This window comes from Patescibacteria group bacterium, from assembly GCA_041662965.1.
Lineage (GTDB): Bacteria > Patescibacteriota > Patescibacteriia > Patescibacteriales > GWC2-42-12 > JACPHD01.
The window spans coordinates 1-3,536 of record JBAZRI010000016.1; the positions used below are offsets into that span (position 1 = coordinate 1).

At 38.5% G+C, this 3,536-nt stretch carries 3 protein-coding genes, 1 tRNA gene and 1 pseudogene; 3 read left to right on the top strand and 2 right to left on the bottom strand.

Annotated features, from left to right (window positions below):
* A partial coding sequence (locus WC639_05350; GenBank protein ID MFA6307202.1) for a hypothetical protein occupies positions 1 to 815 on the bottom strand: 815 nt, incomplete at its 3' end.
* Positions 816 to 1,074: 259 nt separating this feature from the next.
* Here WC639_05350 and WC639_05355 point away from each other — a divergent pair.
* From WC639_05355 to WC639_05365, 3 genes are all read left to right on the top strand, one after another.
* The gene (locus WC639_05355; protein MFA6307203.1) at positions 1,075 to 1,332 is read left to right on the top strand and encodes a GIY-YIG nuclease family protein; all 258 of its coding nucleotides are present in this window, start codon (positions 1,075 to 1,077) and stop codon (positions 1,330 to 1,332) included.
* Positions 1,333 to 1,419: transfer RNA gene (locus WC639_05360), tRNA-Ser, on the top strand.
* A 59-nt stretch (positions 1,420 to 1,478) separates the two neighbouring features.
* Positions 1,479 to 1,778 (top strand): GIY-YIG nuclease family protein, encoded by a 300-nt coding sequence (locus tag WC639_05365; GenBank protein MFA6307204.1) that lies wholly within the window; start codon positions 1,479 to 1,481, stop codon positions 1,776 to 1,778.
* Positions 1,779 to 2,334: 556 nt separating this feature from the next.
* Here WC639_05365 and WC639_05370 read toward each other — a convergent pair.
* Positions 2,335 to 3,303 (bottom strand): annotated as a pseudogene (locus tag WC639_05370) (recombinase family protein).
* Positions 3,304 to 3,536 lie beyond the last annotated feature (233 nt).

Sequence of the window (3,536 nt, forward strand, 5' to 3'; positions counted from 1 at the left end):
AAGGAAGAAGAAAAGTTGGCGCCACTTCCGGTTTGAGGGTTGTTGCCTCCAGTCCAAGAGTAAGTGCCTGTTCCTCCGGAAGCAGAGAAATTGGCGGAGTTACCACTGTTGATTGTTTGAGTGGCGGAAGAGCAGATAAGATTGGGAATAATTTCATTGACGGTCACCGAACAAGTAGCACTTTGATCTCCACTGGTAACGGTTACTGTCCTGGAACCGGAACCTTGAAAGGAAGAAGAAAAGTTGGCGCCACTTCCGGTTTGAGGGTTGTTGCCTCCAGTCCAAGAGTAAGTGCCTGTTCCTCCGGAAGCAGAGAAATTGGCGGAGTTACCACTGTTGATTGTTTGAGTGGCGGGAGAGCAGATAAGATTGGGAATAACAGTGGTACATAAAGAATCGTTTGTAAAAGCGTGCGTCAAAAGCCCGGTGTGCCCAACGCCATCACTTAAATGAGTTATAACTCCACCCTTATAAACATCTAATTGATTTTTACAAGTGGCTGTGTTAATAGAAATTTGTTGCGTTTCACTCGGAGCCAAAATTATAGTTTTGGAGTCAAATAAAACTTGAGTGTCTAACCAACCCGGATGATTCTGTTGGATAAAGACCTTGTAAGATGAAAAAGTAACTTGCGCGGAACAGTCAGTTTTATAATTAGTAACAGATGCTAAAGCGGGTTGTCCCGACCCTCCAGCAGAGATAATCTGACCGCTAAGATAATCATTACAATATACGGATTGAGCGCTAGCGGTTCCAAAAGAAAAAACGCTAATAATAGCTACCGCGCCAATGAGAAATAAAAATGTTTTTTTCATAAATATAGTAAATAAAAGTTACAAATACTTCTATGATAATACAACACTATAAACTGTCTGTCAAGTTGGTATATTCGTTGATTTTAGCTCTAAATTAGGTATTATTGTTGTTAGTTGATTAAATCCTCCCTTTTAAAGTAGCCGTACAAGAGAAAGAAAGATTTCTTAGATCCGGCAGAAGTGGAGAAAAAATACAAAATAAGGAGAGGTGCCTTCCGCCCTAGGCGGATCAGCCTTGGGCTGAGAGTGTCTTGATAATATGTATTTCGTATATATATTAAAAAGTGAGAAGAATGGTAAACTTTATAAGGGGTTGACCACTAATCTAGAAAGAAGAATTAAAGAACATCAGTCCGGTAAATCTGAATTTACCAGTAATAACGGGCCTTGGAAACTTGTTTACTATGAAGCGTTCCTTTCTAAAATAGATGCACGGGAAGAAGAAAAATTTCTTAAGTCTGGCAAAGGTAGAGAAAGAATAAAGTTTTTACTTAGTGATTTGTTAAAAAAAATATAAGGAGAGGTGCCTGAGTGGTTTAAAGGAGCATCCTGCTAAGATGTTGGACTCGCAAGGGTCCCGAGGGTTCGAATCCCTCCCTCTCCGCAATCCTTCGCTAAAGCTACGGAATTGCAAGCCAATCTGTAGCGCAAGCAAAAGATGGTATGCACTATACATACATTCTACTAAGTTCAAAATCTCATATATTTTACTTCGGCTCAACGAATGATTTGAAAACTAGATATAGATTACATAATGCGGGTAGAGTACAATCTACAAGACCTCATATACCATGGAAACTTGTTTGGTATGGAGCCTTTGAAATAGAAAAACAAGCTCGAGATTTTGAACTATATTTGAAGAATGGATCGGGAAAATCATTTGCGTATAAAAGATTAGTATCCGTAGCTTTAGAGAAGGATTTTGAAAGTGGGAGAAAAAGTAGTCCGAAGTCAAAGACGTAGGATACCTCCCTCTCCGCAATTTTTCGAAAAGGATTTCGGAACCAAAAATATGGTCGGCACGAAGTGCCGTCTGTTCTGAATTCCCCCCAAAAAGTCCTGAATCTGAAAGGGTTCGCCACGCAGAGCGTGGCTCAAAAAGTACGGTTCGATTTTTGATTTCAAAGTTCGAACCGACTTTTTTAAACAAATGAAGATTTTCTTCATTTGTTTTCTCGTTAGCCAATTCCACCATATGAATATTAGCTTTTAGAAAATTTTCGGTAAGTTCGAACCGATTATGAGATTTTTTCTCAAAAGCCGATAATTTCTCTTTTAAAAGTTGTTTTTGATTCACTAACTTATTTTTAGAATCACGATATTCTTCCAAAGATAAAATATTTTCTAAATATAAGTTCATCAACTTTTCAACTTTTGAATCCAAAAGAGAAATTTCATCTTTTGTTTTTTGAGAAAAAATCTCACTCGATTGGGTTTCGGATGATTGGTCTTTCCTGTTTTCTTCAATCATCCAATTTGCCCAATCGAGTGGCAAAGAAACTTTTTTGATTTCATTTTGAATTTGAGAAGTGATGATCTCTTCGCGAACATATTTTTGAGTACAAGGATTTTTCCGTTTCGTACACCGCAAATAGTTATGACCTTTTTGTGTTTCGGTGGTAATGAAACAGCCGCATTCTCCACATCGGAAAAATCCTCTGTACAAAAATGGCTTCAGTCCTTTACTGTGAGGTTTAGATTTTCGGCTCATCACTTCTTGAACGGAATCAAAAAGTTTCTTTGTGATAATCGGTTTGTGCTTTCCTTCATATATTTCACCGTTATATCTCATTAAACCAGTGAATATCGGATTTCTCAAAATTTGTTGATAATTAGAAACGGAAAGCACCTTTCCATTCTTTCTACTCAATCCAAGTTCGTTAAACTTATCGTGCAATTGTCTCAAAGTGAAATTTCCAGTTGCGTAGGCCTCAAATGTTTTCTTGATTAAAGGAGCAATATTCTCATCTGGTACAATTCCCGCACCTTTCACATTCACATAGCCCAGAGGCGACATTTGAGGCCATATACCGTCTTTCACTTTGTTTCTGTGTCCACGCTTTATATTTTCCGATAAGTTATCAACATAGTATTTGGATTGAGAGAAAGCAATGGAAAGCATGAACTTACCTTGCGGAGTTGTATCACACCAGAAAGTTGGAAATTTTAGCTCGGCAATTTTTCCCGTATCGAGCAAATATATTATTTTTCCACCATCAACACTATTTCTAGCCAATCTGTCGGGATGCCACGCCAAAATTCCACTCGCCTCATTTGCTTCGATACGGAGAAGCATTTCATTAAATACTGGCCGACCCGGAGCTTTGGCAGTTTGTTTTTCCACGAAAATATCTACTACCTCAATTTGTTCTTTTACCGCTAACTCTTTTAATTCGGCCAGTTGGTCCGAAATGCTTCTAACCTGCCGATCTTCGGTGTCGGTAGATTTTCTGGTGTATATGAAAAATTTTCTAGTTTGATTATTCATATTTTTGCATTGGCTAACGAGGAGCCACGCTCTGCGTGGCGAACCCTTTCAGATTCAGGACTTTTTGGGGGGAATTCAGAACAGACGGCACTTCGTGCCGACCATATTTTTGGTTCCGAAATCCTTTTCGAAAAATTGCGGTATTCATTGTACAAAATTCGAACCTTTTTTGAAAGTAATCCTGACGAAGAAATCTGAAACAATGCGGACGAAGTTTTGCGGAAACAATTTTC

Coding starts and splice junctions, on each gene's coding strand:
- WC639_05355 (MFA6307203.1), top strand. CDS start 1,075: ATGTATTTCGTATATATATTAAAAAGTGAGAAGAATGGTAAACTTTAT.
- WC639_05365 (MFA6307204.1), top strand. CDS start 1,479: ATGCACTATACATACATTCTACTAAGTTCAAAATCTCATATATTTTAC.